Genomic DNA, 21,838 nt, shown 5'->3' on the forward strand with positions numbered 1-21,838 from the left:
AGACTCCATGGCTAAAAATACTGATACAGATCCATATTCACAATTAACTAAACAACTAACAAACAAACGGACACTTAAGGCAGTTCTTAAATCTGTTCCGATAGTCAAAATGCGTGAAATCCATCAGAAAGTGAATGAAGTTTGCACCGAGTTGGAGAATGAACATCGCGAAGCTGAACAGATAAAAGCGAAAAATGAGCAACTCATGTCTAATATGAAACAGCAGATGCTTAACTCTGGCGTCCCTGAAGACCAAATCGCACAGTTCTTTACCAAAAACGTGTGATTCACTGTTTTTTTAAAGTATAGCATAGTAATATACCCCGGAAATAGTTAATTCCGGGGTAAGTATGACAACCAGCTTAGAGGCCCTAGCGTCTAACAATATCCAAACCACTAAACAGCCCAACAAGCGTCGAATCAGAGAAAATACTGATTTGTTTAATATGATGCTTAGAGCCACTGATATCAGCGATTTCCACAACCCATTTGGTAGTTGCGATAAGACCTTTACTAAGTATTCGCTACATGCTCAATCACTTCTGAAAATCGGCATAAATCAAGTACATTCTTACGATACAGCACTAATGAAAAGAACGTGTGATTTGATAGGAAAAATCAGCGAAAGGTACTTGCCATCGTATCAGTCAGGTATCAAAAGTAATGATGACTTTTACAAGATAATCACCGATCTAAATCAAATCAAAGAAGCACTAACCAAGTTCAAATTTTCCAATGAGAACAAAATTGTACTCACCGATTCGTTGATTAGTCTGACTGATGTTATTTATCAAACATCCCACTTATTACAACTTCACAAATGTATTAAACAAGGCAATGGATCGATAGCTGAAACTATCTATAACCACACGACGATTTCATTTGTTGAGGTTTTTAGCAAGGCTCTAGAGATATTAAAAGTAGAAGCTCACTGTGCGAAAGAGGGCGGTGTGAATAGACGAGAAATTTACTATTTACGCGCAATAGTCATCGCAATAATTTTTTATCAAGTCGAGATTTTAAGGAACCCTGATGTAGACCTAAATTCGGTAGTTATAGGTGACATCATTTGGACAGACAGAATAATAAGCTCTGTTCTTTCTATATAAATAACTACCAATATTACCGTTGAAAAACCAAAACTATAGTCTCGCTTTGCAAGACTAAATATTGATAAGGAAACACCTATATGAATGACCAAAGAAAGTCGTTTACTTTATCTGAATCTCCACAATCAGACATAGGAGAAAACACTGTTGCAAGTCAGAAAGTTGATTCTAAATCGACTTCTGAAACAAACAATATGGGGTCTGAAAATGATTCACTTAATGACAGTAAGTTAGTAGAGAATGACCCGGCAGGATTTTCTCATGAACCCGGCGACCGTCAAATCACAAACAAGCCGGTTCCGGTAAGTGGTAAGGTTCAGATTAACGCAGATAATGATAAAAAAGTATCAAGGGCTACCCGTAATAACAAACCAAAAATAAACGTCGGTTTCTACACAAAAACCGCTTATGACCTAATGACCAGCGAAAGTAAAAACAAACCTGGCGGTAAACAATTTCACCGTATGGGTTTAAAGGATTTTGACAAGAAGCTTTCGTCAATATTCTTCGCTGCGAAGGATGACAACCCTGTTGCAGATACCGTCTTGTTGATGATCGAAAACTTAGTAAATATCGCTAATAATGAAATTCAAATTTTGATTAGAGATATGCAAAAGCAAACAGAAGCTTTCTTCGTCCAACACAACGCAGGGATCACTTACGACCAAGACTTTGCTTACGCATACTCACCAACATGGCGTAACAAGTTATCTTATAAAATTATGTGGCTTATCCAGAGTGCTGATAAGTATTTCAACTTACTGGAAATCGCTCAGGCTACAGACGTAATAAGCGAGAAAACTGGTGGTAACAACATACATCAAGTGCGTCGTACTATTCTCAATATTCTTCACTTTGTTAACCGTTACAAACACTCCAATGTAACTCGTACTGATATTGCATACGGGACACAAGTGGCTCGTCAGTATTTCGAGCAAATGGGTGATCATCTTCTACTAAAATCAGCGGTACTTTTAATGAAGGAACGAGCAGAAACTGCTCCAGTAATTGACAAGCGACCTAAAGGAAATGTTGACGATATTTACGATAAACTGGTTCCGATTTGCGCAGCATTAGGTGAGAAAGAAATGCAAATTTCTCAAGATCCAAAAGGTCGAATTGCTAACGCAAATGAGTTCTAAAAGAGTAGTAAATTGAACTGAAAGCTCTCAATTCTTTAAAGTGTTGAGAGCTTTTTTTTCTATTTTAAAATCGGGCTCTATGGCAAAAAATCGTTCCGTTTTTTAGCAGAATCTTTCGAGTTTCGGATTAATCCTTTCGGAACAATCCATGATAACTTGGACAGAAATTAACCAACAGAAAGCTACCAGCTCAAAGTTATTTCTAATAATAACACTCCTTATAACCACCTATTTGTAGGTAAATTTCACCTGAATCTATAAACCCCAAATAGACAACGTGGACAGTTCGAAACTACAAAAGCATTAAAAACTAAAGATGAGATTGGCAACCTATAGGCAGGAATTAACTAATTCTACCGCTCAATAACCATCCAGTTTATAGAATTAGTTATTTCAGAATTGGAAATAGTAAATTCTGAACAGATTATAATTCCACCAACGATTGGAATTAGATAATGCCGAACCGGAATTAACTAATTCAGCCATTTGGAATTAGTTAGTGCAAAGTCAGAATTAACTAATTCCAATCCATTTAAAATCAATTAGCTAGCAGACCTGCTCGGATATATATAGATATAAATATCTTTTATATACAGATAGTGTATATCCGTAAGCAAACGGGGGTATGGCATTTTTTGAAAAAAGAAAACATTGTCGTTTGAATATAGCCTTCAGTTCAGTATCATAGAACACGCAGAGTGGTTCTCTATAAATGCCGTTCATTGCGCAATGCGCCAACGCATGCTTGAACGCGTTCCTCTTTTGGTAAAACAAGTAATCAACGTTTAGCTATCTAGTATTAGCGTAAGCTCCCACTAAATAGCTAACATAGAACAGCAAGATGTAAGAAGCTTGCCCAGGCCCGCATAAATCGCGGGCCTTTTTTATGGGCTAACAAAAAAGTGTCTTTTTTATGCCATGTGAGTACTTCGAGGCTTGATATTTATTCATGAAGACTTCGAAACAACACACATGATCATGGAATTGAAACTATGCGAAATACACCAAAGAAAGGTCTTATATTAGCCGGCATTGCTTTGGCTATATCTGCCCATTCTAACGCAGAAACTTTTAGTACAACCTCGCTTGAAAATATGCCAGAAAAGATTACTCAGAATAATGGCTACACCCAGATAGTAATCGATACTGAGCATGAGCAAAAATATCCCCTAGATACTGTCGTAACATTGTCATTTCCAGCTGATGTTAAAAACGTTGGTCAGTCCCTTAACTATATGCTTCAGAATTCTGGCTACCACTTAAAAGAACTAAGCTCAACAGACCCCGAAACATTACACCTATACACCTTGGAAACCCCTTTAAGCCAACGCTCATATTATGAAGCAACTGTTCTCCAGATTTTGCAAACACTCGCTGGTCAAGCATACGAGCTCGAAGTTGATCACATCCAACGTGAAGTAAGCATCAAGCCACTAACTCATAAAGCATCTGAAGTGCAAGTAGCAAACGCTGTTCAAAAATCACCTAGAGCGTAAATATGAGTAATACAGCAATCAAAGGAAACGAATCGGATATGTCTAATACTGAAGAATTCTCAATGCCAAACGTACACAACATTAGCAAAAAAGATGCTCCACAAAGTTCAAGTGAAAATGGTGAAGCAGATAACGTCGAAATGAATCAAGCCCACTCTTCTAAACCTCAATTTGAAGTTGAACAAAAAGACAATGCGCAAAAACCTACGGAGACCAAGTCAGATACTGTAAACGAGCCAACAAAACGTACTTCAAGATTTCTACGAAGTGGAAAGAAAGAATCTAAACCGACCATGAGCAATGGCAAGCAAATAGTTAAGCGTATATTCCTTGCAGGGTTAACAGTAATAGGTATTGGTGCTGGTTACATGTATGTAGAAGCTAACGGCTACGTAACCATCATAGCTAACTCTATTAAAGGTGAGCAGGTCACCTCTGAAATGGATCTCACCCAGAATGACCAACTCACCAAACTAAACCTTCGTGCCGGTGACATAAGTGGTGAAATTGATGAGCTAAAAAATTTGGTTGAGCAGTACCAACAAACTAATGAGACTGAGCGCAAAAAAATTAAAACTCTGATTACATCACTTGAAGACACACTTAACTCAACTAAGTCAAGTTTAACAGCGCAACTTGACGAATTTGAACAAGGTCTGATCTCATCCAACAACCTTATCAAATCTCAATCCGACGTAATCGCAAAGAACAAGTTAACGGCAAGCCAAGCAAAGGCTATATCTGAAGCCAATGTTGCTCGCTTGAAAAATCTTAGAACCACTCTGGGCTCTCTTGAAGAAAGACTGAAAGGCGACATTAGGCAGATTCAATCAACTGCCACCAGCAACTCACCAAGTAAGCAGACCAAAGAGAAGCAACCAGAATCTCAACCAACCAAACCTGTTGTAAAAAAAGATGTGTACACATATGCGGGTTTAAGATTTCAAAGCAGCTTCGACTGGTCAAATGAAAAAGTGGCCATCGTTACTGACGGAACAAACTCAAGCTTCCAATTAACAGTTGGACAGAAGCTGGGTGACGCGGAAGTTACTGCAATCTACAACAACAACATGGAAATAAGACTTTTCGATGGACAAGTTTTGAATTTAATCCGAGGTGAAAAATGATAAATGCGAAACTCATAGCTCCTTCACTTGCTCTTAGTATAGTTGCGTTCGGTGCTTCAGCTGGCATGTATAAGATTGAAGAAACAAACGTCGTGGTTAACCCGTCTACCGGCGCACAAACCAATCTCTATAAGATTGACGGACAAAGTATAGAGCTAACAAATAAAGAAAAGACCTTAGCTAAGAACTGGCGTCTTAAAGAATCAGATTATGCCCGGTATAAATACATTATGGAGTATACACCTAGAGGACTCTGGTCTCCTGATATTGATCCACCGATTGCACTAGGTAATGCTGCTACTACAAAAGAGGAACGCTTGTATTACGCGCACTTAATGAATGACATTGAAACGGATAGAAGAAACCGTGAAATGGAATTTCAAATGGCAGGACAAGAAGACATAGATAACCGACTTGCAGCGCTTGGTTACGTTAAGACAAAAGACCGGGAATATCCTAAAAAAGGTGAGTTCTCAAAAACACTGCCTAAAGGCAAGTTAGTACTCCGTTCACTCTTTGTTGATATGAACAGCTGTGACTCTGATTGCCAAGAGTGGGTGATGAAACAAATGATTCAAGTTTCTTCTACTGTACAGATGGACTTTTATGTTGCAAACGCAAATGAATTTACCGATGGAAAGCTATATTCGATTTTTTCAATCAATCCAGAAAAAGTCGTCAATGGTTCGATTAACATCTCACGATCCACAGAGACATATAATATCTATCGTAAAAATTCTAAGTCGCCGTTCATGATTGAGCGAAGTGATAAAGGCACAACGCGATTAGGACTTTACGAAACAAAACAGTAGCAGGTAAATACCATGAATAGTAAGCACCTGTGTAAATGGTTAGTTACGGCAGCTTTAATAGTAACTAACCAGTCTGTTATTGCTGGTACTCACATCAAAAATACAAAAGTGGTTGGTACAGATGTTGTCACCCTCTATCAGGGTAAACCTAAAGAAACAACGCAAGAAGAATGGGAAGGTAAAGCCTCACTTCCAGCAAACCAAGTTAGAAATGGTAGACCAGATGTTGATGAAGACAGTGATTTAAACTCGCTCATAGACATGCAAACCAAGATTGCTGCCGAGTTAAGTACAATAAGTCAATCTCATAGCAACAGCACGAATAAACAACTAGCTACCATTGCTGGATTATCAAATAAAAAAACCATTCGGTCATTGTTCGTAGATATGAGTACATGTAAGCAGGCATGCATTCAATGGGTTGCGGGACAAGTAAAAGGCGCTTCGTCGGCACTCCTAGTCAATCTCAATGTAATTAACAGCTCCAACTACACCGATAATAACCTTGGAAATCTATTTAATATTGATGTTCAGCAGATCATTAAAGGCACTGTGAAAATCTACCGTTCTGTGCAGGCCTACAATCAATATCGCGGTAAATCTAAGCCTCCGTTTGCAATAGAAAGCACGCCTTCGGGCTCTAAACGCTTTGGGCTGTATGAACAATCTCAAGAGTAATGGAAAACATATGAAGCTTACGTTTGCTCATAAATTTCTGGTGTGTTGCATGGCGGCATTTACATGCCAAGCGGCATATTCAGCATCAAATGTAAAAAACACCACGGTTGTTACGACAAGTCAGTCACACACAAACGTTAAGGTTGGCCGAAACAAAGCAGATAACGCAAATGTTGATAGTACTGAAAGCAGTAGTCAATACGAATCCCCTTATGGTCCTCCCCATGATGAATTCCAATTACCAGAGAGATTGCATGAGTACGAAATGCCTGAAACGTTCAGTGAAGAACTTGTTATTAAGCTCAACGCTCCAATTGAATCGGTAGTAACCGGTGTGCAGGAGCACCTGTTAAACAATCAACCAGTCAAAGAAGTAATTGCTGACAACTCAAACAACACCCAAGAACTATCAAGCGTAATTACTATTGAGCTCTATTACGACATGGATCAACTTAAGCTTGATGAAGAAAAAAACAATATTACCCGTCGATATTTACGTAAAGAAGTAACCAAAGAAGAGGTTGAGGAAAATCTTACAAAGATCGTTTTTCCGGTAACCACTAAGATCAAACCAACCAGAATGCCTGCAAGCAGAATGGAGCTATCACCGGAAACCAAAGATGCTGTTATCGCACCAATGGTATTTATTGGTATGGATAAATTTTCAATCGACTGGTTCAAAATGAACCTTACCGAAATCCGCCGATTTCATCCTGCAGCAATCTTTGTCACTCAAATCGATTCCCTTGTAGACCTGCGTCAATTACAGAGGCTAGCGCCGGAAATGCGATTTGTTCCCGTCAACTCTGACGCGATGCTAGAAAAAATGGGAGTAGAGTTCTATCCCGTAATGATTACGCACAACGGCATTTTCCAATAGAGGGTTAAAGAGATGGCTTATGCAACAATAAAAACCCTTGATGGGCGATTGAGGCCGATTTATGAATGGTATGAGTGTGCAGCTATATCATCATTAGCGGTGACAACGTATTTTGCAGCGCAGCCACTGGGGTTTTCTCCATACGCTAAAACATCAATCATGCTTGGTAGCATCGGTTGGATTGCAAAACGCTACATAGACGGATGTAAAATACGTGAGTACCAGGAAGGTCTAAACAATATAGAACCGTACTTTACTACCACTGGGAAAATACCTCACACACATAAAGAAACATGGCTAGGTAGAGGTTTTGAATTTACTGCCGTTCATGCCCAACGAGTATGGGAAGCGGAAAAACCACGATATAAGCAGTTTTACGCATTACCCAAAAGTGCCCAAAAAGCACGGGCGCATGAAGTTGAGGTTCGTAAACTTTTAGACCGTAAACAAATAGCACCTGATTGCTATAAAGCTAGAAAGGCTAGCTACACAGGCTCTAGGACCCACACTCCGGGAGGTGTCCTAGAGCTTTATACTCCTGCTTTCGTAATGCGTGGCATTAAAAAGATTGGCGAATATCAGCTTGGCCGTCGCAAGATGAAAGATACTTTTCCCATCAACCAGTATCGTCAACTTGTAAAACTGAATAAAAAATTAAAGTGGAAAAACGGTATCGCGCCTCTACCACCAGTGGGTGGTAAATCCATATACCATAGTGTGGGTGTAGAAGAAGAGACTGACCAATTCATTGATTTAGAGGAAAGGAACGGTCACTGTGTAGTATTTGGTGCATCACGTACAGGTAAATCCAGACTTCTTGAGTTTTTGCTCGCTCAAGATATCCAACGCAATGATGGTCCTTGTATTCTGGCTGACCCCAAAGGCGATAGTGCATTGCTAGCACGGGCATGGGCAGAAGCGAAGAAAGCTGGTCGGGAAGATAATTTCTATGTATTCGCTTTAGGTTATCCAGATATATCAGCCAAGTACAACGCTATTGCAGTGTTCTCTCGATTAACAGCGGTTGCATCCCGTATCTCCGAAAGTATGGAAGGTGGAGGCGACAGTTCTGTATTTAAAGATTTCGCATGGCGGTTCCTACTCGTTGTAGCGAATGCTATGAACGGTATCGGGGAAAAACCTTCATTCAAATCCATCAAGCGTTATATCGAAGACTTAGAGCCCATCTATCTCAAGTACACAGAGAAATTCCTAGACGAACACATTGACGATTGGCGAGATAAAGTAGAGAAAATTAAGAACCCTCCACCTCGCCGTGGGGCAAACGGCCAAGATATTGAAGTTCGTATGCAAATACCGAATCACTTCAAAGGTCGCTCTAAAGAGTTGGTTGCTCGTGACCAAGTTCTGAATGACTTCTTCATGCATAACGAAGATAAGATCAACGTGACAATTGAAGGTCTACGTTCGGCGCTTAAGAACGAGATGTCCTATTACAACAAAATCACGGCCTCGCTCATTCCGCTCCTTACAAAACTCACAAGTGGCAGAATCGCAGAACTTATTAGTCCTGACTACACAGATATCCTTGATGAAAGACCTGAAATCTCTTGGCCGCAAATAATTCAATCAAACGCTGTTGTCGTAGTACTAGCAGATGCTATGACAGACCCGGTAGTAGCGAATGCGGTATTAGGCATGATGTTCTCAGATATGCTGTCGGTAGCTGGTGACATTTATAAGTTTGGTATCGATAAAGGTCTTCACAACGCTAAATACGGTGCGATGAAGCCAATTTGGTTACACATAGACGAATTCCACTCCATCCTTAAGGGCGGCAGTGAAGGTGAACCATTTGCTTCAATTTTGAACCGTTCTGCAGGTGCAGGGGTTCGGGTTACCGCCTACTCGCAGACTCTGAAGGATATTGAGGATGCTACTGGCAGCGCTTCGACCGCAGGCGTTATTTTGGGTAACTTTAACACCACCATAATGCTGAGAGTTAAGAGCGAAGAAACCGCTGAGTACTTAACTCAAGCTGTAGATAAGTGTGACCGATACGATTTAGAGGTCACTGGTATGACTGGAGCTAACGGTAATGAACTCGTTGATGAAGACGACCTTCGTTACGGTAGTGGTTCCGCAGGGTGGTTTAACACAAAAAATAACATGAGTGTCAAAACCGAGGCTTACGAACCCATAATCACACCTCAGATGATTCTGAACCTACCGAAAGGCCAAGCATTTGCGCTTATCAATGGAGCAAGATTAGTCAAACTCCGATTCCCTCTACTGGAAGACGACGACGACGCGATACCACCAACACTTGAGTACATGGTTAAAGACCTTGAAAGAAAATATGAACGGGTAGATGAAGATGAATTTAGCTTCGCATAACCCTGGATTTTCCCAAACAAACGCAAGTACACCGTTAATTACGAGATGCCCTGGTATTTCGTAATTAACAACTCTGAGTAAACGATATGACAAAAAGAAAAAATTACGGTGAATATGTTAGTGCGTCAGCTGCGGGTTCGGTATCTCGCTGCGAAATGCTCTACATGCACAACGTTAGAGGCAACAAGGCTAAAAGTGAGAGAGGGCAATATGTTATTAACCGCGGCAACCATTGGCATGAACAGTTGAGTGAAAATATGGTCAGACACAATGTGCCGTGGTTTGTCCGTTTAGTCCGTTGGTTATTTAGGTGGATTAAATGATGGAAGAACTCCTAGCACCGTTTACGTCAGAGCTCATCTCGCTAGTTCCGGCGTCCATTCAACAAGCACTTATCGATGTGCATCATTTGAGAACTGCATTCCTCGAGGGTTTTATTGCAACCCTTATTTTTATCCTTGTTCTTTTCATTCTGAAAGATCTGATAGGTTGGATTCGGTCCCTGTTGTTCCCATACCCTGAAACTATCTGGGGCTTCCGAGGCAAACTTCTTTACGTTGATAACAAAGTGGACACTATTATATTTCGTAACGACCGTTTTAAAGTGTCGTGCAATCCAGATTCTATCTATCGACTGAACAATAACAAATATGCGTACATCGAAGGTAAATCTCGCCCTTCATTACGAGACAGCGACATAGTACAGCTGGAAGTCGGAATATTGGCTTTGCGAGGAACGTATAACGTCACTGCAGGTGCAATCATCTTATCTAATGGAACCATTCATTGGGTTGAAGGGGCAGCTGATAGCTCTCGTAAACTTTTCAAAAGAAACAAAGAGTACATCATGAAAGCCCGCTTGATGAAGCAAGGGAAATTAAACGTCAAACCAGTCCGGAAAGAAGAGTGCAATCTCTGCCCAATGGCAAAGAACTGTTGGGGTAAATAGCAAGTTGCAATATCGTGACAATGTCACGTAAATTCCGAGGCGCTGAACAATATATTTATTAACCAACATTTTTACAGAGAGCAATGTCGTTATGAAGTTCAAGAATAAAATCATAGGAGCATCGGCAATTCTGTTTGTCGTCGCTATAGGGGGGATGTCCCTTTTTCAAGTAAGCAGTATTAAGACCGAAATGGAGAGCGTGGTTGGGCGTAGCCTAAATGAAATATCGGTTAGCGTTGCTCGTATGGTTGATGCAGACATGGAAAGCCGAATAGTGCTTGCCCAAGCAACTAGCGAAAACATAGAACTGGACCCAACTGATAAGTCCTATGTCCGTTCATTACTTGATAAACCCCAGTTAAAAAAAATATTCATGGCGGCTGGGTTTGGCTTTGAAAATGATGGAAGCATGGTAGAGAACGATGATTCATGGGAGCCTGATAGTAGCTACGACCCACGAAAACGTCCTTGGTACATAGATGCTAAGAAAGCGGATAAAACTATCATCACAGCCCCTTACGTTGACGTAGCGAGCGGGAAGGTGATCATATCTATAGCCTCACCAATTCACAGTGCATCGGGCTCATTTATTGGCGCAATGTATTTTGACATGTCTCTTGACCATCTAACTAAATTGGTAAATTCCGTTAATCTTATGGACTCAGGAGAGTTATCCATCGTTGCAGCCAACGGCACAACCATTGCTCATAAAAACGATGAACTCAATGGTAAGGACTTCTCAACATATTTACCTCAAGCGACACTTAAAGAGGGATTCGAAGATATCGATATTGAAGGGAAGCCTTACATTGCTGGGTACACATACATCCCGTCTAAAGACTGGTATGTCGTTGGGCTAATCAATGAGGACAGTGCTTTTGCCGTGGTAAAACACATGATCCAGCACTCTGTGATTGGTACCATTCTTTCAGTGCTCATTGTTATTGTCGTACTAAGCTTTATGATCAAAGTACTTATGCGACCACTGAAATCACTCGATGAGGCTATCGAAAACGTGGCTTCAGGAGACGGTGACCTTACACAAAGACTTTCAACAAAAACGGATCCCGAATTTGCGGTTCTCGCTGAAGGTTTCAATTCCTTCATGGCAAAGCTTCAACATCAAATCAAAGAGTCAGTTAGGTTAGGGAATGAAATTAAAAGCGGCTCATTGATTACATCTAATGATCTTGATTTGGCTAACTCGTCATTAACGGAACAACTACAAGAGATTGAGCAATTAGCTACAGCTATGCATGAAATGGCGACCACTGCGAATGACGTTGCTCGAACAGCGCAAGGAGCATCTGAATCGGCAAAAGAAGCAGAACGGGCTAGCGAAGAGGGTGCAGAGATTGTTACCGATACTACCCGAGCTATAAACGAGTTGGCACAACATCTCGAAGACGCTGTACTTGAGGTGATCGCGCTGGAGTCTTCCAGTAAGCAAATTGAATCTATATTAAAAGTTATTAACGAAATTGCCGAACAAACGAACCTACTTGCCCTAAATGCAGCAATTGAAGCTGCCCGAGCAGGGGAAGCGGGAAGAGGTTTTGCGGTTGTGGCTGATGAAGTGCGATCACTCGCATCGAGAACTCAGAAGTCAACTACGGAAATTCGTTCGATGATTGAACAACTCCAATCTGGTACTAACAATGTAGTGAGTATGATGAATCGTAGCCGCGACAATGCGTTCCTAGCCGTTGATAAATCAAACCAAGCAAACGGCGCCCTAAATACGATAATGGAGGCGATTCAACGAATTCATGACCAAAGCATTCAAATTGCCTCTGCAGCGGAAGAACAGAGTCTGGTCGCTGAAGAGATCAACAATAACACGGTTAAGATTAAAGACCTGTCAGATAAGGTTTCCGAAACGGCAGTAGAAGCAAAAACATCAATGGATAATACCAATGTCCATGTTCAGGACCAGTACGCCATTTTAAGCCACTTCAAAATCTAACATTCAAATTAATAAGCCCTAATTCATCGTAGAGTTAGGGCTTATTATCCACCAGCTAAGTTGTATAGCTGATAAGCAAATGAGGGGCTGCACTTGCGTACAGAACCCTAATCAAACTTAGAAATCGATATCATGAACAACAGGAATGCTTAAGTCACTTTCGGTATCGAACAACCTCATGGAAATTACGCGGTTTATATTATTGTATTCTGCATCAGAACGAAATTCGGTGTGAAGGTTGACTCTAGCCATTGGCATTTTCTTGAGCACTTCCATTAACGATTGATGAAAATCATAGACACCTTTGTCGTAGTCGCTAAAAGTATCAATGGTGTTTTCGTAGGTTTCAAAGGTAGTTTCGAGACGATATACCTCCCTACCGTCCATCATTACAGGGTTTCCTCTAGTATCTAGAGAGTCAAGAAGGTAGTTTTTTTGGTCGATTAATTCGACCGCGCCAAAATTCAAATCACCATCAAAATCATTTCCCGAGAGAATAATTTCCAGACGCAGAGATAGGTGTAGGTTTTTGTTCGTCTTTTCAGATTGGTTTTCTAAAACGGTTTGAGCTGGAGTATTCATCTATTACTGCCTCTAAGTATCCACTGGGTATTTGCAAACTCTAATACAACTCCTATTCTTGCCAACCTTGATATCTGAAACATCAGATGCAGTAAGATGCAGTCGCCAACCCGTTCACAACGGTAATACCGAAATACCACGTATATCGGAAATTCCCACCACGGCCAATCATTCAACGACTCCTAGAACTCCTAGAACATTGACCATCTCACATAATCGTTAAGCTATAAGCTAATAGTCAAAACACACTTACTAACTCAGCAGGAGTAACAGATGGCTAAATTAACCAACCAAACATTCCCCTATTTAGAATTGTTATCTGGTCGTGAAATGCAACGCTATTTTGATGGACTCAAAATAGAGGACGACGAAGATATTACTGCACTTATGATCGTAAACACGGATGAAGCTGTGCCTGAGCGTATAGGTAGTTGTATTCTCATCGATAAAGACGGTACCAGTTCATATTACTTGCCCGAATGCCCTCTCAATGACCAAATCACAAGCGCATCGCTACTTACGTGCTTTGAAAAAATCACAGCAAATCACAAAGATGCTCTGGACTGCTTCATTGATGAAATTTCCAATGTCGTTGCAATGTTTGACGGTAATGCCGCTGACAAATTATTAAAATCAACTAAGGGGCTACAGTGATGTGCTATTGCATTGAAGGACTGACCGTAGATCAGTTAACTGAGCAGCAACTTAGGCTGGTGGCATTAAAGCTCGTTGCCTTTTTCGAGTTTACATTTTTCTCCGAACGCGAAGTAACAGAAATGGAAGGACTAGTTTTTGTACTTGAGTATATCGTTGTTGATCTCGGGCTAATCGATTTAGATAAACTTGTTGATTCGCCTACATTGATGAGCGATTTCGTCAAACGACTAAACGAGGTGGCTTTAAAAGAAAATGTCAATGGTTGGGATAAGGTTAAAGCACACTTGCCGTACTTTGATCATGGCGTCAAATCCTAATAAAAATGGCTGATACCAGTACAAAATTGAATATCGTATAGTCGGGTAAAGGATATAGTGAAGTTGCTCGATGCGCTACTGAACCAAGCGACACATCCAGTAAAATCCTATACAGGGGGAGAATCACGCTGTGGCAAATCCAAAATCAGTCGTAGACGGTAAATGCCCATACTGCGGTAGTGAAGAAGGGTTTACTGAACGTTGGGTGCAAAACATGTGTCAATTCTACAGCTTTGACGGAAAACCTATCGAATGTAATTCCTATTCTGTGCGCGGGGGGACTAAGCAGTATTGCGCCGAATGTGAGCGCGTAATTCACATTCCTAATCTCGAAAACATTAAAGGTAATAGCTAGGGAAATAGCATGATAAGAAGTGGTCAAAAAGTACAGGTTTGCATTGATGGTGAACCTACTAAGAACGGTGAAATTTTAGAACGTATAGAGCGTGACGATGGTGTTGTTTATGAAGTTCGATTAGAGGGTACCAACGAAACAATGATCATCAACGAATCACAGATTCTTTCTGACATTAAATCCGTGTTTGTTAAGTCTGATATTTCACAATTGCAAGACGAATCTATTGGTGATTCAATTGCCGCCAACACAATGCCTAATGTTTTGCTGAAGCAAGCTGGCGAAGCTTAAAGGGGAAATCATGAAGAAATCCACATGGCTTTTACTGGGTTCTAGCGCTTTCGGAAGTCCTATTCTATTTGATTATGTAACTTTCGATAGCAACCCATTTGGATTCGCAATTCTATTTATCATTATGATAGTTTTGGCTTTAATCGGTGGGTATTACTGGTTTAATGGCGATACAGCAGAAATTTAGAGGGCTAGGGGATTATGGCTTTCAGTTGGACTTGTCGTAATTTCCCCAGTTCCCTTATCTGCTTCATTCTAAATGATTGCCTACCCTGATTCACATACTTGACCACACTCTGAGTTTAGTAAATTAACCTCATGAATTAAGCAGCTTCAAGAACCAATGGAACTGCTTATATCCACTTCCAACTCGGATGCTGAGGCAAGCAATTATGAACAATATGAACTTAGATACTCAATTAACACTCGGTAAAGAAACTACTGCATTACGCGTTTCTGCTATCAAAAACCAATCAGGGTTTGTTGAGTTAATGGTTGATCTGCTTTATGTGAATTTTGATAAAGGTAATTACCATAACTCAATGGGTTTCTACGATAATCAGTACCACAAAAATAAATACCAACACATTACCCTCACAGCAGATATATTCCATGGCGATGCTACTGATGGTCGCAGTGAACTAATAATTAACACTCGCTATCTTGAATCAATCAAACTTGAAGACCTTGAAATCTACACTCATTCACTAAAGTCACTAAACCGAAAAATTGAACGATTAAATGACAATGAAGGCTTCACCAATACAATTGGAGAAGACGTCGCAAGATTAGCGAAGGTCGTTAAAGCAAAAGCGTTCTACTTCCAACCGGGTAATAACCTGCAATATGAACGCAACGATTCCATCCAAAAAATCAGAAGCTATGTAGATGACCTTATTAATCAGTTGTTGTCACCAACACAGCAAGCTGCATAGACATTATTCTGGTTTCGAGTGAGGGTATGGTACTGGCGAGTTCAGTTCTATACCCTGACCGGAAATTGCCCTTAACATAGCCCCCAAAGTTACCCCCTGATATCTACACGTAAATCACAACGAATATTTCCTTCAGTCGTTAGCAAGGTAGACCGTCTGTATAAATCCGTAATATGGCGTTATCAGCTAACAAATCAGCGAGAAACCTCATGAATCCAACAATTGAACTCTTCCGTACTGCTAACCACTTAGATGCTTTACTTACGGCAAAGAAATTAGATGCAACCAATGAATTAACAGCGTTTGCTAAGCAGTTAAAAAGCTACCTTGAGGTTGAAATCGATTTAGAAGGTCTAGTAGATATTCCAGACTATCTGAGCCATTGGGAAGAGGGCACAGCTATCGATCTAGACAAAATTAAACACTGGCCATCGATGGTTATTAATTCTCTGAACCCTCATCTTTCTGATGATTTGATTTTGGTATCTGGTTGGGCGGTAGCTGAAGACACGATGACAGGCATCTTCATAGGCACGACAGATTCGGAACTTACTGGTTTGGGTTTACCGGTTATTTTCCGTAGCGAAAGCGATGCAAAAGCAGATCTCCAAACTATGGTGGCGGATTGCCAAGAAGAAATTTCAAACGGTGAACGTGATGAAGATGACGAATTTCAAGGCTATGTAGTTCCCGTACAGATTTTAAAATCAGGTGAAATTTACTTCCCTGAAAACGGTCGTCGCTATTCTATGGATGTGACAACAGGCCTTTCTAATTCTCAATATTTATTATCGGAATTACGTGGTTTTACTGACCGTAACTTTTACTAATTCTTCAACACACCGACAGAGGGAATTACCGTGGAACTAACCGTTGAATACATGCAAAAACACATCCACCAGCATCTAAACCCTGAAAACAACTCACAGGTTTCAAATTGGGCTATTACCATGGCTGAAGCTATTCACGAAAAGAATTTTGCCTACCTTTGTTACATTCTTTGTGCTGGCAAAGGATTCAATGACAAAAGCAAGGAAGCTCTGTGTGACATCCTAAACGTTAAACGAACTTACACTGCTTCTGGTATTAGAAAGATTATTTGCTCACACTGTGGCCTTTCTGAAGATGAATTAGACACATATCAACAGTATTGGGCTGCGAAGCATAAGCTCGAACGAAAGGAAAAAACTCTTAACAACACAATTGCAAATGCAAATGAGCACAAACAATGGGTCATTGATAGTTTTAATGCTGGCTTTAATACCATCATTAAGCACAACAGAAAGACATATCTCGGTAATTCCAATAATGCGGGATATCATTTACACACACTTTCACTCAAAGAATACGCCATTGCATTTGTTAACTTTGCATCTTTGAAAAGCAAATTCGAACACATACCTCGGTTCAACACGCAAGGTTGACCATCACCTGGTTCAGTTAAACTAATCGGAATGTAGAAGATAACTTGTCTCTTAGGTAGTCAAAATGAAAATCGAACTCTTGCTTCAGCTCATAAAAAACCAAAACTTCACTAAAAATACTATTTACTCGAATATCGATGTTAAGGATTTCATAAACTGTAAAATTTCAGATTTCTTTGGAAACAAAACAAGAAACTGGGTTGTAGAGAGTGAAGAATCACAACTTGTTGGGTTTGTTAAGCACTTAGCGTTCGCTCTGAATGGATATTACCTGCATGAACCAACAGCTCAGTACCAAATTAGCGAACGACATTCGAAATTAGCAAAGAGTTTACTCGCCTTTGAAAACAACGATATTGAACTGGCGTTGTTCAGCTATCAAAGCGTTTTACAAAACACCACCAACTTAAGAGACTTTGAAAAAATCTTAGATGACGGTAAACCCACTCAACACGTGGAATTTCCAACAAAAGAACTTGAGACAGTCACGCTATGGGAAAGTGAATTACAGTTCTTGGAACTCGCGGCTCAATTTGGGATAGCTCAAGACCAGTATTCATCGAAAGTATCGCCAAACAATACTGCGGCCTTAACAGAACCGTTCAACGAAGATAAAAACCCTACGACTCTTTATCATCGTGAGCTTGGTTTTATCAACGCAAATATATGTAAGAAGGAAGACTTAATTCGATATGAGGCGTGGTTTGGTACAGAGTCAGAACGTGTAAGGCACCGATTAGTTGAGCATAACCGAACAAAAGGGCTTGCTTGGCTTGACGGGATAGAAATAGACATCAACTTCGTTAACAGCCATACGATTGGTTTTTCATCCGTAGATTTATTTTTCAAACCATTTGAAATTCCACTAACTCAAATTGGTTTCCATGCTGATCAATCAAGACTGATTTTCCAGCATAAAGAACTGTCCGAGCCGTCTGTAATCCACTTTGACTGATAACTAAAAACGGGATTTATCGCTATCTCAAGATATGTGGTAAATTCCCTAAAATCCGTTTGTGAGCTTTGCCAACAATGGCTGTTTTTACATTGAAAAAATAGAGTTACCCATCGAAGTCCTTCTGAAAGCCGAGAACTCAAAACAAGCTCAAGAAGTATGTTTCCAAAATAAGCCTGATTATATAGCTTCTGAAATGGGTACGTGGGACGATATTTTTGCGGTGTATATTTCTAATGGGGTCAATCGACTGGATAAGCTCCATAGTAGCTATGGTGCCAATATGGAACCCAAACTAAGCAAAGCTATTTACGACCTTATCGAAAATGGTTGGATGAGTCAGTATCGATACTATGACTTCACTGATACTTCTAAAGTGACAGATCCAAATCTTCATTGTGTTATTAGTCAACGTATAGGCCAACATAAGCAATACTTGACTAAGCTTCAAGCAATCGAAAAAGCCATTCCAGTAGATTAAGCAGAAGCACCCCGCGTATTTTACGGCACAAAGCTGATCGTTAACTTAGACGCTTCCGCATAGTTGACCGCTTCGTGCCGTTGGTAACATAACCTCCATGTAATCACGTTGGAGTCTAAAATTATGTTCACTATCAAAAAACAACTCCTTGGTTTCCATAAAGGCCAAAAGCGAATCTGGATCAACAATGGCACTATCCAAGATGCATGTCTGCATGGTGGGGATAAGGTTGAGTATGACTTCCAGAATGACAACAATTGCTTAGTTATCAAAAAGTCTAGTAATGGTACTCACACAATCACTCGTACTGAACGCAAGGGCAGTGTGATTGATATTGTTAACTCCAAAGTAACCGCTTTGTTCAAAGATTTTGAGCATGTTGATGTAATTGCCGAGAAAGAGCAGATCATTGTCAAAGGTCACTTTGCTGAAAGCAAAATCCACGAACGCGAGCAAGCCGTGATCCGTAGAGTCTCTACTGGTGAACCATTGAGAAAAGGTGGTGCATGCGTAGGAATGGGCCTGCTTTGCCGAAGTATTCATAGAGGCTTAATGAAAGCTGGTATTTCCGTAAAGCAACGCTTTGCAAACGAATATAACCCTATTGCCGCCGAAGTGAACTTATCGGGAAACGAGATATGGAAGAACGCGAGTAAAGACGCCATTTTCGTAATAAGCGACATGTTTACAATGGACATGTCAACGATCCCAAAGTTAGACATGTTAGTGATTGGTAGTCCTTGCCCTCCATTCTCTCAATTAAACACACAACATGAGAGAGATGGTAAGAAAGACATTTTCCATGAACAAAGTGGGACTATCTTTCAGCCAATTCTAGAAATGATTCGAAACAGTAACCCTGCATTCGTTTTGCTTGAGAACTCAAAGCACTTTAGCGACTCGATATTCGACTACATCATGACCGATATTATGGGTCGGTTCGGGTACAAAAGTGTTTCTACGCTCGTCACTGGTGAGCAATTCGGTGATTACGAGAAAAGAGAGCGCCTATGTCGCCTATGGTATAGCAAGGGGTTACCTGAACCGGACTTACATAACCTGCCATTCCAACAAGCTAATGAAAGACCATTTTCGGACGTATTTGAGCCAATGGATCTTGAAGATAAACGTTGGGGGCGGAGGAAGTACCTTGAAGCTAAGCACGCTGAGTCGCACAACGGCCACAAATATCGTATTACTCCCAAAGATGCTACGAGAATTCCTACTATTGGGGCGAACTATTACAAAATCCAGCCGGACTCACCGATGATCGCTCATCCCGATAAACCACTATTTAGTCGAATTTTAACTCCGGCAGAGCACTGTAACCTTAGATCGGTAACAGGGGAATTCAAGGATGCCGTAGTCGCGGTTGAGAAGGGAGAACACTATGCTCAACGTACTTCCCGAGGTAGCGCTGCGGAAGCCCAACGAATGCTTGGTAATTCCTGCTCACCTTTAGCATGGGAAAGTGTTGGGTATCGTCTTGGTGAATGGTTACTTGACCTCGTTCCAAAAGTCTCAACGCCTGTCAAGGTATTGAAGACTAAGTTAGTTGATGCCGTCTGCAAGGTGACAAAAGGTAACTCGTTGCCAACGGCTACAAAATCAACGGGAAACACCAATCAAATGTCCTTCTCATTTGACTACACCTAAAGCTTGACTGGCTGGTGGTAGCGCTAAGCTAATACTATCAATCAGCCAGATTAAACTCTCAATATTCGAAAGAAATTCTAACCAAGGTGGCAATAATGAATAGCAACTCTTTTTTTCAGAAGTTTTTTACTGATAGCCAATTAAATAAATTGCGCACAGAACAAGAGCTAAATTACTGCTTTTCCGTAAATGCGGGTCGGTTAGCTAATCATGAGTTATATATCGACATTACCGTCAATCCAAACAATGAGTATGACTTGTCCGTAGAGCTGAATTGCATCCCTTCAGGCGGCTATCACAGCATTAGCACACACGAACAATACTGTGACGGGGCTGGGCACCTAATCGACATTATATCGGAGTATTGTTCAGAGCTAGGAATTAACGCCACCAGCGAAACAATGAATTTAGTCTACGGCAGATTGCTTGATTACCGCTACGTCCCAACACAAATCCGATGCGCTAAAGCTTTCTTTAAAAAGCAATTGGATGCAATTAACAACGCACTCCGTTTTGTTTTAGTCCAATAAACTAGCTTATTGCTCTTGGTTCGCTGCGAGTCTACTCACTTAAAGACCGACCTATCCAGATACCAAGGGCAACCTTATTGACCTACCAGAGATTTACCTAATGGATATGAAAACCTATTCCCCTGCAGAACTTCATTCACTCGCTGAAATTTTCCTTAAAAATTGGAAGGAACGGGAGTCATTAGATTGGCAAGAAGTTGAAGATCTTGTTACAGCCTGCAAGTCACTTCCCGAAGAAATACTGAACAGATGCCTGAAAATCAAAGGCATTATTGAGCACTGCGACTGTGAAGCTGAATGGGATAGTGGTGACATTTGGACATGGCCTGACCAAATACAATCGGAATTAACACAGCAACTACTCGTAATAAAAAGTTGAAAAGGTAAAGGAAGCAAAATATGACACAACTCAATCTAAGCGGCCAGCAACGTGCGCTCTATACCTCAATTAGAGTTAAAATTCGCTCTATCATCGATGAAGGTACACATGCAGAACAAGTACCAGATTACCGAGAGAAAGGTATCCCTGTATCAGCAACAGAAATTTTAGGTGACGGCCACCAAATCACGCATTTAGCTAAGTGCGTAGCATATGACGACAGGGGGCAAGTTTATCCTTTGGATTGGGTCATCGAAACAAACATGGATAACGTCTGCAAAGTAATCGATGAGTTGGTATTACCGGAAGTACCAGAAAACCTGTATCTAGTTGTGTGGCATCCACAAGGAGATGAACCACGAACTGTGCTTATGAAAGGCACTGACGACAATGCCGCATGGTTTAAAGTCTGTAAACAATACCATAGTGATTGTGGCTTTGATGAAAGTGTCTCTTACGATGCTGATGATCTTGAAATCTGTTTAGATCACGTAAAGCTCTTGGATGAAATGTTGTCTGAACTCGATTTGGCAACGTGCACTGAATATAAGGATTGATTTTGGTGTGATTCATTATGTTTTTTTTGTAAAAGTCCTTTATTTATCGATTAGAACTGCGTAGTATTTTTGTTGAAAGTAAGCATTTAACCAACCTTAGCGACATTTGAGTTCCCATAGCTACCACCGCTTGTACCTAATTGTTCAAGCGGTTTTTTTTGTTTTAACGCCTGATTAGGTCGTAATTTCCTAAACAACTCAA

The 21,838-nt window shown here is 40.6% G+C and carries 27 protein-coding genes; 26 read left to right on the forward strand and 1 reads right to left on the reverse strand.

The features are described 5' to 3' along the window. The first annotated feature begins 7 nt into the window (after positions 1–7). The 12 genes from HUO09_RS17480 to HUO09_RS17535 all read left to right on the forward strand — a co-directional run bounded on the left by HUO09_RS17480 (position 8) and on the right by HUO09_RS17535 (position 12,517). Positions 8–286 carry a hypothetical protein gene (locus HUO09_RS17480; protein ID WP_188234801.1) on the forward strand — a complete coding sequence of 93 codons (279 nt, stop codon included), beginning with the start codon at positions 8–10 and terminating at the stop codon, positions 284–286. Between the two features lie 64 nt (positions 287–350). Continuing rightward, positions 351–1,109 (forward strand): hypothetical protein, encoded by a 759-nt coding sequence (locus HUO09_RS17485; protein WP_188234802.1) that lies wholly within the window; start codon positions 351–353, stop codon positions 1,107–1,109. 80 nt (positions 1,110–1,189) lie between these two features. After that, positions 1,190–2,251 carry an AcaB family transcriptional regulator gene (locus HUO09_RS17490; RefSeq protein ID WP_188234803.1) on the forward strand — a complete coding sequence of 354 codons (1,062 nt, stop codon included), beginning with the start codon at positions 1,190–1,192 and terminating at the stop codon, positions 2,249–2,251. A 992-nt stretch (positions 2,252–3,243) separates the two neighbouring features. Then, the gene (locus tag HUO09_RS17495; protein ID WP_188234804.1) at positions 3,244–3,747 is read left to right on the forward strand and encodes a hypothetical protein; all 504 of its coding nucleotides are present in this window, start codon (positions 3,244–3,246) and stop codon (positions 3,745–3,747) included. Between the two features lie 2 nt (positions 3,748–3,749). After that, the gene (locus tag HUO09_RS17500) at positions 3,750–4,874 is read left to right on the forward strand and encodes a hypothetical protein (protein ID WP_188234805.1); all 1,125 of its coding nucleotides are present in this window, start codon (positions 3,750–3,752) and stop codon (positions 4,872–4,874) included. Next, positions 4,871–5,686, forward strand: a complete 816-nt coding sequence (locus HUO09_RS17505; protein ID WP_188234806.1) for a hypothetical protein — start codon at positions 4,871–4,873, stop codon at positions 5,684–5,686. The genes HUO09_RS17500 and HUO09_RS17505 overlap by 4 nt, the downstream gene beginning before the upstream one ends. Positions 5,687–5,698: 12 nt before the next feature. Continuing rightward, the gene (locus HUO09_RS17510; protein ID WP_188234807.1) at positions 5,699–6,364 is read left to right on the forward strand and encodes a hypothetical protein; all 666 of its coding nucleotides are present in this window, start codon (positions 5,699–5,701) and stop codon (positions 6,362–6,364) included. A 10-nt stretch (positions 6,365–6,374) separates the two neighbouring features. Continuing rightward, positions 6,375–7,244 carry a PFL_4695 family integrating conjugative element protein gene (locus HUO09_RS17515; protein ID WP_188234808.1) on the forward strand — a complete coding sequence of 290 codons (870 nt, stop codon included), beginning with the start codon at positions 6,375–6,377 and terminating at the stop codon, positions 7,242–7,244. Positions 7,245–7,256: 12 nt separating this feature from the next. Further along, complete coding sequence (gene traD / locus HUO09_RS17520; RefSeq protein WP_188234809.1) at positions 7,257–9,602, forward strand: conjugative transfer system coupling protein TraD; 2,346 nt, start codon at positions 7,257–7,259, stop codon at positions 9,600–9,602. 86 nt (positions 9,603–9,688) lie between these two features. Continuing rightward, positions 9,689–9,925, forward strand: a complete 237-nt coding sequence (locus HUO09_RS17525) for a hypothetical protein (protein ID WP_188234810.1) — start codon at positions 9,689–9,691, stop codon at positions 9,923–9,925. Beyond that, on the forward strand, positions 9,922–10,551 hold the full coding sequence (locus HUO09_RS17530) for a hypothetical protein (RefSeq protein WP_188234811.1): 630 nt from the start codon (positions 9,922–9,924) through the stop codon (positions 10,549–10,551). The genes HUO09_RS17525 and HUO09_RS17530 overlap by 4 nt, the downstream gene beginning before the upstream one ends. A gap of 91 nt (positions 10,552–10,642) precedes the next feature. After that, on the forward strand, positions 10,643–12,517 hold the full coding sequence (locus tag HUO09_RS17535) for a methyl-accepting chemotaxis protein (RefSeq protein WP_188234812.1): 1,875 nt from the start codon (positions 10,643–10,645) through the stop codon (positions 12,515–12,517). Positions 12,518–12,634: 117 nt separating this feature from the next. Here HUO09_RS17535 and HUO09_RS17540 read toward each other — a convergent pair whose 3' ends face one another. Then, on the reverse strand, positions 12,635–13,099 hold the full coding sequence (locus tag HUO09_RS17540) for a hypothetical protein (protein WP_188234813.1): 465 nt from the start codon (positions 13,097–13,099) through the stop codon (positions 12,635–12,637). A 273-nt stretch (positions 13,100–13,372) separates the two neighbouring features. Here HUO09_RS17540 and HUO09_RS17545 point away from each other — a divergent pair, with 273 nt between their 5' ends. The 14 genes from HUO09_RS17545 (at position 13,373) to HUO09_RS17610 (ending at position 21,636) form a co-directional block, all read left to right on the forward strand. Beyond that, positions 13,373–13,753 (forward strand): hypothetical protein, encoded by a 381-nt coding sequence (locus HUO09_RS17545; RefSeq protein ID WP_188234814.1) that lies wholly within the window; start codon positions 13,373–13,375, stop codon positions 13,751–13,753. Continuing rightward, a complete protein-coding gene (locus HUO09_RS17550) occupies positions 13,753–14,073 on the forward strand; it encodes a hypothetical protein (RefSeq protein ID WP_188234815.1) in 321 nt (106 codons plus the stop codon). Before HUO09_RS17545 ends, HUO09_RS17550 begins: the two co-directional genes overlap by 1 nt. Before the next feature lie 130 nt (positions 14,074–14,203). Further along, positions 14,204–14,428: a molecular chaperone DnaJ gene (locus HUO09_RS17555; protein WP_188234816.1), complete on the forward strand. Its 225-nt coding sequence runs from the start codon at positions 14,204–14,206 to the stop codon at positions 14,426–14,428. Between the two features lie 9 nt (positions 14,429–14,437). Further along, entirely contained in the window at positions 14,438–14,719 is a 282-nt protein-coding gene (locus HUO09_RS17560; protein WP_188234817.1) for a hypothetical protein, read from the forward strand. Between the two features lie 10 nt (positions 14,720–14,729). After that, complete coding sequence (locus HUO09_RS17565; protein WP_188234818.1) at positions 14,730–14,906, forward strand: hypothetical protein; 177 nt, start codon at positions 14,730–14,732, stop codon at positions 14,904–14,906. 205 nt (positions 14,907–15,111) lie between these two features. Next, positions 15,112–15,654: a hypothetical protein gene (locus tag HUO09_RS17570; RefSeq protein WP_188234819.1), complete on the forward strand. Its 543-nt coding sequence runs from the start codon at positions 15,112–15,114 to the stop codon at positions 15,652–15,654. 209 nt (positions 15,655–15,863) lie between these two features. Continuing rightward, positions 15,864–16,484 (forward strand): hypothetical protein, encoded by a 621-nt coding sequence (locus HUO09_RS17575; protein WP_188234820.1) that lies wholly within the window; start codon positions 15,864–15,866, stop codon positions 16,482–16,484. A 30-nt stretch (positions 16,485–16,514) separates the two neighbouring features. Next, positions 16,515–17,078, forward strand: a complete 564-nt coding sequence (locus tag HUO09_RS17580; RefSeq protein ID WP_188234821.1) for a hypothetical protein — start codon at positions 16,515–16,517, stop codon at positions 17,076–17,078. Between the two features lie 64 nt (positions 17,079–17,142). Next, the gene (locus tag HUO09_RS17585; RefSeq protein ID WP_188234822.1) at positions 17,143–18,033 is read left to right on the forward strand and encodes a hypothetical protein; all 891 of its coding nucleotides are present in this window, start codon (positions 17,143–17,145) and stop codon (positions 18,031–18,033) included. 283 nt (positions 18,034–18,316) lie between these two features. Further along, complete coding sequence (locus tag HUO09_RS17590) at positions 18,317–18,514, forward strand: hypothetical protein (RefSeq protein WP_188234823.1); 198 nt, start codon at positions 18,317–18,319, stop codon at positions 18,512–18,514. A 123-nt stretch (positions 18,515–18,637) separates the two neighbouring features. Continuing rightward, complete coding sequence (locus HUO09_RS17595; RefSeq protein ID WP_188234824.1) at positions 18,638–20,170, forward strand: DNA cytosine methyltransferase; 1,533 nt, start codon at positions 18,638–18,640, stop codon at positions 20,168–20,170. 95 nt (positions 20,171–20,265) lie between these two features. Further along, positions 20,266–20,700 carry a hypothetical protein gene (locus HUO09_RS17600; protein WP_188234825.1) on the forward strand — a complete coding sequence of 145 codons (435 nt, stop codon included), beginning with the start codon at positions 20,266–20,268 and terminating at the stop codon, positions 20,698–20,700. A 100-nt stretch (positions 20,701–20,800) separates the two neighbouring features. Then, the gene (locus tag HUO09_RS17605) at positions 20,801–21,079 is read left to right on the forward strand and encodes a hypothetical protein (protein WP_188234826.1); all 279 of its coding nucleotides are present in this window, start codon (positions 20,801–20,803) and stop codon (positions 21,077–21,079) included. A gap of 20 nt (positions 21,080–21,099) precedes the next feature. After that, entirely contained in the window at positions 21,100–21,636 is a 537-nt protein-coding gene (locus HUO09_RS17610; RefSeq protein ID WP_188234827.1) for a hypothetical protein, read from the forward strand. Positions 21,637–21,838: the final 202 nt, after the last annotated feature.

The organism is Vibrio sp. Y2-5 (genome assembly GCF_014596725.1).
Classification (GTDB): domain Bacteria; phylum Pseudomonadota; class Gammaproteobacteria; order Enterobacterales; family Vibrionaceae; genus Vibrio.

What these genes read in the sequence shown, in the direction of transcription:
- HUO09_RS17480 (WP_188234801.1), top strand. Translation starts at nt 8, where the DNA reads ATGGCTAAAAATACTGATACAGATCCATATTCACAATTAACTAAACAA.
- HUO09_RS17485 (WP_188234802.1), top strand. Translation starts at nt 351, where the DNA reads ATGACAACCAGCTTAGAGGCCCTAGCGTCTAACAATATCCAAACCACT.
- HUO09_RS17490 (WP_188234803.1), top strand. Translation starts at nt 1,190, where the DNA reads ATGAATGACCAAAGAAAGTCGTTTACTTTATCTGAATCTCCACAATCA.
- HUO09_RS17495 (WP_188234804.1), top strand. Translation starts at nt 3,244, where the DNA reads ATGCGAAATACACCAAAGAAAGGTCTTATATTAGCCGGCATTGCTTTG.
- HUO09_RS17500 (WP_188234805.1), top strand. Translation starts at nt 3,750, where the DNA reads ATGAGTAATACAGCAATCAAAGGAAACGAATCGGATATGTCTAATACT.
- HUO09_RS17505 (WP_188234806.1), top strand. Translation starts at nt 4,871, where the DNA reads ATGATAAATGCGAAACTCATAGCTCCTTCACTTGCTCTTAGTATAGTT.
- HUO09_RS17510 (WP_188234807.1), top strand. Translation starts at nt 5,699, where the DNA reads ATGAATAGTAAGCACCTGTGTAAATGGTTAGTTACGGCAGCTTTAATA.
- HUO09_RS17515 (WP_188234808.1), top strand. Translation starts at nt 6,375, where the DNA reads ATGAAGCTTACGTTTGCTCATAAATTTCTGGTGTGTTGCATGGCGGCA.
- traD (WP_188234809.1), top strand. Translation starts at nt 7,257, where the DNA reads ATGGCTTATGCAACAATAAAAACCCTTGATGGGCGATTGAGGCCGATT.
- HUO09_RS17525 (WP_188234810.1), top strand. Translation starts at nt 9,689, where the DNA reads ATGACAAAAAGAAAAAATTACGGTGAATATGTTAGTGCGTCAGCTGCG.
- HUO09_RS17530 (WP_188234811.1), top strand. Translation starts at nt 9,922, where the DNA reads ATGATGGAAGAACTCCTAGCACCGTTTACGTCAGAGCTCATCTCGCTA.
- HUO09_RS17535 (WP_188234812.1), top strand. Translation starts at nt 10,643, where the DNA reads ATGAAGTTCAAGAATAAAATCATAGGAGCATCGGCAATTCTGTTTGTC.
- HUO09_RS17540 (WP_188234813.1), bottom strand. Translation starts at nt 13,099, where the DNA reads ATGAATACTCCAGCTCAAACCGTTTTAGAAAACCAATCTGAAAAGACG.
- HUO09_RS17545 (WP_188234814.1), top strand. Translation starts at nt 13,373, where the DNA reads ATGGCTAAATTAACCAACCAAACATTCCCCTATTTAGAATTGTTATCT.
- HUO09_RS17550 (WP_188234815.1), top strand. Translation starts at nt 13,753, where the DNA reads ATGTGCTATTGCATTGAAGGACTGACCGTAGATCAGTTAACTGAGCAG.
- HUO09_RS17560 (WP_188234817.1), top strand. Translation starts at nt 14,438, where the DNA reads ATGATAAGAAGTGGTCAAAAAGTACAGGTTTGCATTGATGGTGAACCT.
- HUO09_RS17565 (WP_188234818.1), top strand. Translation starts at nt 14,730, where the DNA reads ATGAAGAAATCCACATGGCTTTTACTGGGTTCTAGCGCTTTCGGAAGT.
- HUO09_RS17570 (WP_188234819.1), top strand. Translation starts at nt 15,112, where the DNA reads ATGAACAATATGAACTTAGATACTCAATTAACACTCGGTAAAGAAACT.
- HUO09_RS17575 (WP_188234820.1), top strand. Translation starts at nt 15,864, where the DNA reads ATGAATCCAACAATTGAACTCTTCCGTACTGCTAACCACTTAGATGCT.
- HUO09_RS17585 (WP_188234822.1), top strand. Translation starts at nt 17,143, where the DNA reads ATGAAAATCGAACTCTTGCTTCAGCTCATAAAAAACCAAAACTTCACT.
- HUO09_RS17590 (WP_188234823.1), top strand. Translation starts at nt 18,317, where the DNA reads ATGGAACCCAAACTAAGCAAAGCTATTTACGACCTTATCGAAAATGGT.
- HUO09_RS17595 (WP_188234824.1), top strand. Translation starts at nt 18,638, where the DNA reads ATGTTCACTATCAAAAAACAACTCCTTGGTTTCCATAAAGGCCAAAAG.
- HUO09_RS17600 (WP_188234825.1), top strand. Translation starts at nt 20,266, where the DNA reads ATGAATAGCAACTCTTTTTTTCAGAAGTTTTTTACTGATAGCCAATTA.
- HUO09_RS17605 (WP_188234826.1), top strand. Translation starts at nt 20,801, where the DNA reads ATGGATATGAAAACCTATTCCCCTGCAGAACTTCATTCACTCGCTGAA.
- HUO09_RS17610 (WP_188234827.1), top strand. Translation starts at nt 21,100, where the DNA reads ATGACACAACTCAATCTAAGCGGCCAGCAACGTGCGCTCTATACCTCA.